The sequence below is a fragment of the Natronospirillum sp. genome (assembly GCF_022565775.1).
Lineage (GTDB): Bacteria > Pseudomonadota > Gammaproteobacteria > Pseudomonadales > Natronospirillaceae > Natronospirillum.
The window spans coordinates 1-6485 of the sequence record NZ_JAIUMC010000128.1 but is presented as its reverse complement, the minus strand read 5'-3'; the positions used below and the strand labels follow the sequence as shown (position 1 = coordinate 6485).

The window sequence follows — 6485 nt, the reverse complement described above, 5'->3', positions numbered from 1 at the left end:
GGAATGCCTTCATGCCCCCAGGGTTTCGCATTGGGTTCAAAGGTACCAATCAACAACTTTCCGGCATCGGTCTTGAAGTAATTGCAGTTATCAAGATCCCGCATGGTAGGCAGCATGATGCCATTGATTTCCGGCATGGCCTCGGTCACCACGTAGTAGTGTTCTGCCGCATGCAGGGGAATGTTGACGCCCGCTTTCTTGCCGAAATTGCGCGCCCACATGCCAGCGCAGTTCACCACATACTCTGCGTCAATATCCCCCTGTGCAGTGACAACACCAGACACCCGACCATCCCTGATCTTCATGTCCAGCACCTGGGTATTTTCGATGATGCGCGCACCCCCCAGTCTGGCGCCCTTGGCGAGCGCCTGTGTCACATCAGTCGGATTCACCACACCGTCGAGCGGCAGGTAAACCCCGCCCACGATGTCGTCAATATTCATCAGCGGCCAGTGCTCAAGAGCCTGTTCGGGGGTGACAACCTCACAGGGGAAGCCGCACAGCTTGGCCATGGACGCACCGCGCTTCAACTCGGTGAAGCGCTCCTGATGGGTGGCCACCGTTAGTGAGCCATTGCGCACAAAACCCGTCGCCTGGCCGGTTTCAGCCTCGAGTCCGTCATACAGGTCAGCACTGTACTTGGCCAGCATGCTCATGTTGTAAGTTGCACGCAGGGTTGGTACCAAACCGGCGGCATGCCATGTTGTTCCGCAGGTCAGTGTCTTGCGCTCCAGCAGCACTACCTCATTGGTGCCCAGTTTGGCCAAATGGTAGGCCACACTGCAGCCGATGACCCCACCGCCTACGATAACAACACGGGCCGAGCCTGGTACGGTATCACTCATATAAAACGCCTCAGCATAAAGTCGCTTCAACACTGGTGGGAAGAGCAGTCAGCACCTTCATGGCACTCTCCCGGACCCCGGTAATCCAGCCCTGCGAACCCTGATGCTACCGCTCCGTAATGCGCCATCACAAATTATCAAAATGGTGATTTTTTATAAGCTAAGCTTATCAATAGTAGGTGAGTTGTCCCGTGAATGGTGCTTTGGTGGCTGTAAGCAGTGTGACTGATGAACGTCGGGGTTACTTCAGCTCGGATTCCAGCCAATGACAAAACACCTGCGCAGCGCCCGACATTGGCTGGTTGACCGGCTTCAGCAGGTAAAACCCCGCCAGGCTGTCAATGCGCTGGTCAAGGGGCGATATCAGTTGCTCATGCAGACGGGATTTCTCGACAAGCGCTTCATTGAGCAAGCACACGCCCGCATCTTCAATCGCCATACTGGCTGCAACCGCATAGCTGTCGACGAAGAACCGACGATAGCTGTCAACGTCATCGTGCCGATGAACAGACAGCCAGTCGCTCCAACCATTGGGTGTGCCCAGCACATCGATCAAGGGGATGCTCAGCAAACCGCCGGCACTGCGCAGCCTGGAGGCAACACCAAGAGAGCAATAAGGCTTTAGTTCCGTCGAGAGCAGTTGCTGGATGTCGTAATGCGGCCAGTTGCCGCCGCCGTAGCGGATTTCCAGCTCCGCGCCAGACGGTGGCTCATCCGCCTCCCAATTCATGCCGTACATGCGCAGAGAAATTTGCGGGTACAGGTCTATGAACCGGTCTATCCGCGGGGCCAGCCATAACTGCGCAAAGGAATTGTTGACCCTCAATTCAAGAATGCCTTCCGCAACCGAATTGAAGATACTGTTCTTGCCTTGTTCAATATGCCAAAGCCCTTCGCGGACCACAGCAAGGTATGCCCGGCCCGATACGGTCAACTGGATAGAGCGAGTTTGTCTGAGAAACAACGGCTTCCCCAGTTTGTGCTCAAGCAGCTTTATCTGCTGGCTGACGGCAGACTGACTCATGCTCAGCTCGGCAGCCGCCGCCGAGAAGCTCAAGTGTCGACCGACTGCTTCAAAAGTCCGCAACCAGTTGAGCTGCATATTACTCAACGACATCACACGCTCTCATCATAAGTTCTGCTTATAAATTGTATCACTATAAGCAACTATTACTGAGCCATGGTTTTGGCACGCAGTTTTTTGGTGAACAGCCCCTGGCATAATTTTGCTGGCTCCTTCCTTCACAAGTGGCACATGCAGGTGCTCATTCAATTACGCCCCCGAGCGTCGGCAAGTATTTTGCCCGGCGATGGAATCAATGGGGTCAATCAATGGGGTCAGGAATCAATGGGGTCAGAGTCATTGATTAAGCCCCGGAACGCAGCGCCTGCATTCTGGCATTGGCTACCGATGCCCGGTGGATTATGAGCAGGCCGTTGCTTAACAAAATTGTGTCTGATTTGGTAATCCCCCCATTCTTAGCCGGGGTCATAAGCAGATTCGGTCAAGCTGACTGGAAACTGACCCACAAAAAAAGCGGCTCCCTCTCGGGCGCCGCCTTTTTTTGAGCATCAGCACCGAAGCGCTGAGCTTAAGCTATTCAGATAGCTTGAATGTTCTCTGCCTGAAGGCCTTTCTGGCCTTGAGTGACATCGAAGCTTACGGCCTGGCCTTCGGTCAGGGTTTTGAAGCCTGTGCCGACGATGGCGCTGAAGTGAGCAAACACGTCTTTGCCAGACTCTTGCTCAATAAAACCGAAACCTTTTGCTTCGTTGAACCACTTAACTGTACCAGTTACTGAAGACATAATCGTACCTTACAAATAAATTATTGACGGGCCATTCAGGCCGAATTGCTGGAAATTTTCTATTACTAAAAAGACGGGACGATTACGTGCTTCGGAGTTGCTAACTACTGGCAGGGGATCGAACAGGTTTTAACTTTATAGATATTAAATTCCTAACGCGAGCCATCCTACAGCATGGGCTGAGCCTGTCAATGTTTATATTTTCAGGGTGCCAGAGGCTTTATGTCGCGATATAGCGGTCGCGGCGATGGTTGATGGCCACTATCGCATTGAGCACCACGGCGCCCAACAGCGACCAGGCTACCAGATGCAACGGCAAAACCACCGCAGCGACTGCGAACAAGACGAGATCAAAGCCCAGTTGCACCCAGCCTGCACGCCAGCCCAGACGCTCTTGCAGGTCAAAGGCCACAATGCCCACCCCGCCCAGGCTCGCGCGGTGCCGGAAAATCGCCAGCAGGCCCGCTCCGGCAATCATGCCAAACAGCACCGCCGCCACCGCCGGATTGGCCGGATCAATCTCTACCAGATCTCCAATAATGGTGGAAAACACCGACACCAGAGCCACCGAGACAAAGGTTTTCAGTGTGAATTCTCGCCCCAGGCGCACCCATGCCAGGGCATAGAACGGGATATTGACCAGAAAAAACACCAGTCCGAAACTGTAGCCTGTGACATAGGAAATCAGCACCGCCAGCCCTGCGGTCTGGCCTGTCACCAACCCCGCGCCGGTGAGGATCAGCACGCCAAAGGCGCACATTGCCGCGCCGAAACTCAAGCCCTGGGCATCTTCAAACCAGCTATGGCTGGGTGTGTCGTTCATTCAATGCCCCAAAGAGAGTTGCCGTCGCCGGTCTTGAGCGCGTTGGTGCCAGTGGTTTCAACAATACCCGTTTATCCGGCTGTGGTCATTGATGTCAATCAACCTGCCATCCGCGAGCGCCGAAACAACACCCGCCACCGGCTGACCAGCAGGGCGCTGAATATCAGGCAGCAGCCCAGAAGTTGCAGTGCGGTCAGCGGCAGGGCAGGGATGCTGGAGGCAAAGCGGGTATTCAGGTTGAAGTGCACCGAGAAGCCCAGTGCCGCCATCAGGAAGAACGCATCCGACGCCGACAGCGACAATCCCTCTTCCAGCCGCAGAAAGGCCAGCCCGACCAGCGCCACGGCAATCGCGACCCAGGTGCTTAGGCTGGTGCTGGCCCCGAACAGCAGTTTGCCGACGATGGGCACGAAGACCACGGCCAGGCTGGCAATAAAGGCCCCAATGCCCATGTTGTCGGCGAGTGCCAGGCCCATGATCCAGCAGGACAGGGCCAGCCCCATCACTGCCCCGGTCAGCAGCGCATGGCGCCAGTCCTGCCGCGACAGCTTGTGCAACGCACCCCAACCGAACCCGATCAGAATGAAACCCGCCAGCAGAAACCGGGTACCGATAAAGAGCAGCGGCGTCATGCCGACCAGCGCTTCGGCAGAAAACACCCACCCGAAGCCGGCGAACAGCGTCACCAGTATCAGCCAGACATCCGATTTCAGTGCGCTGTGCTTCATTGATACTCCTTGTTGTCGAGAAAAGAGGGGACTGAGCTCTTTTCTTGCGGCCGGCGGGTTGAGTCCGGAACTCGGGCATTGTACAAGATGCATAGCTGAACAAGGACCGAATCCACATGATTGTTACCCGTCGCATCTCTCTCGCCAAGCTGCTGGGGTTTACCTGGCCGAGGCTGCTGGCGCTGTTCGCCTTTGTTGTGCTGTCCTGCGTGATGATGGACCAGGTGTCGCGCGACCTGTTGCAGGCGCTGTCGTACGCGGCCGGCTTTCTCGGCACAGCACTGGCGTTCCTGATTGGCTTTCGCAACAACACAGCCTACGGGCGCTGGTGGGAAGGGCATCGCATCTGGTCGAAACTCAAGTACAACTCCCGAAGCTTCGCGCTGCTGACGAAAGGCCTGATCGGCGGTGGCGAGGAGACGGCTGCGGTGCGCAACGAGTTGATTCATCGCCAGATCGCGTTTGCCTGGTGGTTGAACCGCTTCCTGCGCAAGCTGGAGCCGGGCAAGGTGCTGGATGGCCTGCTGTCGGACGACGAGCGGCAGGCTGCGGCAAAACGCCAGACCCCGCCGCTGGCCCTGCTGGAGTCCCAGGCGGCTGCCTTGCGCCAGTTGGCCGACGACGGCCATCTGGATGCCTACCGCCATGTGCGTTTCACCGAGCTGCTGCAGGACTTCAACGAGGCGCTGAGCAGTTGCGAGCGGCTGAAGAAAACCCCCTTCCCGATGCAGTACACCTGGTTCGTCTACTACACGCTGATCATCTTTTTGTTCGTGCTGCCGCTGAGCCTGGCGGGCCATCTCGGCTACTGGTCCATTCCCTTCTCGCTGCTGATCGGCTATGCCTACATCATGCTCGAATACGTCGGCCGGCAGATCGAGAATCCGTTCGAGAACTCGGTCAACGATGTGCCCATGGACTATGTTTCCCGCACCATTGAAATCGACCTGCGCGAGCTGCTGGGTGAGCAGGACCTGCCGGAACCCGTCAAGCCGGTAGGCAAGGGGTATTTGTACTGAAGCAGCAGCGTCATCGGTAAAGTGCAAAAGCTTCGCCGCCCCGGTAGAATCGCGGCTTTGTTTTTACTGGCCCCGGGATTCCGAGATGAAGCTGCTGCAGGAAATGATTCACCCCGAACTGACAACCCGCGAAGGGCGGGTGCTTCGGCGCCACGCTGCCCGCGGCATTGTGCTCAGGGAAGACAGGATCCTGCTGCTGTTTACCGAGCGCTACAATGATTTCAGCTTGCCCGGTGGCGGCATTGATGAGGGCGAAGACATGACGGCCGCCCTGCAGCGCGAGCTGGAAGAAGAGACCGGGGCGCGTGAGGTTGTGGTCAAGGAGCATTTCGGCTTCATCGAGGAGTATCGCCCGCACTGGAAGCCGGAATACGACCTGATGCACATGACATCACATTTCTTTGTCTGTGATGTCGCTCAGGAACTGGCAGATGCCCGCATGGAAAGCTATGAAGTGGCCAACGGCATGAGGCCCCTCTGGATGCCAATCGCCGAGGCCATCAGCCACAACCGGCAGGTGATGGCGCGCCAGGAGAAAACCATGGGTCAGTCGATTCAGCGCGAGACCTTCATGCTGGACAAGATTGACCGGGAGTTGGTTGTTCAGAATGTGAAGGAGGCAGGATGAAAGTCAGAACGGCGCTTGGCGTTTTCATGCTCGGCCATGCGGCAATTGTGGTTTTCCAACTGTTTATGAGTTTCGGTGAACTCCAGGAATCTGCCGCGGCGTTTGCAGCACCGGAAGACCCTTCCGGGGTAATGACCATACTGGTCGCCATGAACCTCCTGATCGCCTTGTCGGCCGCCATCCTCGGCACCTATATGATACGAGCCAAGGAACCCAAACTGACGTACGTTGTGCCCCTTGCGATCGCAGCGGCGCTGTTTGGCAGCTATGCGCTGGTTCTCGGTGTTGCCGCCATCGGCGTGTGTCTTGTGGAGCGATATCGGTCCAGATAATTCGGCTCAGCCGCCTTCTCTGGGTCGGACTTCCTGGAAGGTCAGTCGCGAACCCAGAGCGTTGTCCTTTCCATTTACCTCAGAATCGAGCGCAAACCTTCTGTCGGAACACATCCTGGCTCAATACGAGCTGGTTAATCGGATCTTTCCCGCAGCAGCACATACCGAGGTTGACTGCGTTGCGCAACGCGCTACACTTGACCCATGATCAAGTCATTCAAGCACAAAGGACTGAAGCGCTTTTTTGAGGTTCATCGCGGAAGTACGGGAAAATGTTGGAGGGTGGCGGTAAATCCGGTTAG

General features: G+C 56.5%; 8 protein-coding genes. 3 read left to right on the top strand and 5 right to left on the bottom strand.

All coding sequences use genetic code 11. The features are described 5' to 3' along the window. The 5 genes from LAT62_RS15415 to LAT62_RS15395 all read right to left on the bottom strand — a co-directional run. Positions 1 to 845, bottom strand: an 845-nt coding sequence (locus tag LAT62_RS15415; protein WP_293385954.1) for an FAD-binding oxidoreductase, incomplete at its 3' end; no start/stop codon positions are given. A 241-nt stretch (positions 846 to 1086) separates the two neighbouring features. Beyond that, positions 1087 to 1962 carry a LysR family transcriptional regulator gene (locus tag LAT62_RS15410; RefSeq protein ID WP_293385952.1) on the bottom strand — a complete coding sequence of 292 codons (876 nt, stop codon included), beginning with the start codon at positions 1960 to 1962 and terminating at the stop codon, positions 1087 to 1089. A 484-nt stretch (positions 1963 to 2446) separates the two neighbouring features. After that, on the bottom strand, positions 2447 to 2653 hold the full coding sequence (locus tag LAT62_RS15405; RefSeq protein ID WP_293385951.1) for a cold-shock protein: 207 nt from the start codon (positions 2651 to 2653) through the stop codon (positions 2447 to 2449). A 220-nt stretch (positions 2654 to 2873) separates the two neighbouring features. Next, complete coding sequence (locus LAT62_RS15400) at positions 2874 to 3476, bottom strand: YitT family protein (RefSeq protein ID WP_293385949.1); 603 nt, start codon at positions 3474 to 3476, stop codon at positions 2874 to 2876. A 98-nt stretch (positions 3477 to 3574) separates the two neighbouring features. After that, entirely contained in the window at positions 3575 to 4204 is a 630-nt protein-coding gene (locus LAT62_RS15395) for a DMT family transporter (RefSeq protein WP_293385947.1), read from the bottom strand. A gap of 116 nt (positions 4205 to 4320) precedes the next feature. On the opposite strand from LAT62_RS15395, the gene LAT62_RS15390 reads away from it, so the two are divergent. From LAT62_RS15390 to LAT62_RS15380, 3 genes are all read left to right on the top strand, one after another. Further along, the gene (locus LAT62_RS15390) at positions 4321 to 5223 is read left to right on the top strand and encodes a bestrophin family protein (protein WP_293385945.1); all 903 of its coding nucleotides are present in this window, start codon (positions 4321 to 4323) and stop codon (positions 5221 to 5223) included. Between the two features lie 85 nt (positions 5224 to 5308). Further along, a complete protein-coding gene (locus tag LAT62_RS15385) occupies positions 5309 to 5851 on the top strand; it encodes an NUDIX domain-containing protein (RefSeq protein WP_293385943.1) in 543 nt (180 codons plus the stop codon). Next, complete coding sequence (locus LAT62_RS15380) at positions 5848 to 6183, top strand: hypothetical protein (RefSeq protein WP_293385941.1); 336 nt, start codon at positions 5848 to 5850, stop codon at positions 6181 to 6183. Before LAT62_RS15385 ends, LAT62_RS15380 begins: the two co-directional genes overlap by 4 nt. Positions 6184 to 6485 lie beyond the last annotated feature (302 nt).

What these genes read in the sequence shown, in the direction of transcription:
- LAT62_RS15380 (WP_293385941.1), top strand. Translation starts at nt 5,848, where the DNA reads ATGAAAGTCAGAACGGCGCTTGGCGTTTTCATGCTCGGCCATGCGGCA.
- LAT62_RS15390 (WP_293385945.1), top strand. Translation starts at nt 4,321, where the DNA reads ATGATTGTTACCCGTCGCATCTCTCTCGCCAAGCTGCTGGGGTTTACC.
- LAT62_RS15395 (WP_293385947.1), bottom strand. Translation starts at nt 4,204, where the DNA reads ATGAAGCACAGCGCACTGAAATCGGATGTCTGGCTGATACTGGTGACG.
- LAT62_RS15410 (WP_293385952.1), bottom strand. Translation starts at nt 1,962, where the DNA reads ATGTCGTTGAGTAATATGCAGCTCAACTGGTTGCGGACTTTTGAAGCA.
- LAT62_RS15405 (WP_293385951.1), bottom strand. Translation starts at nt 2,653, where the DNA reads ATGTCTTCAGTAACTGGTACAGTTAAGTGGTTCAACGAAGCAAAAGGT.
- LAT62_RS15400 (WP_293385949.1), bottom strand. Translation starts at nt 3,476, where the DNA reads ATGAACGACACACCCAGCCATAGCTGGTTTGAAGATGCCCAGGGCTTG.
- LAT62_RS15385 (WP_293385943.1), top strand. Translation starts at nt 5,309, where the DNA reads ATGAAGCTGCTGCAGGAAATGATTCACCCCGAACTGACAACCCGCGAA.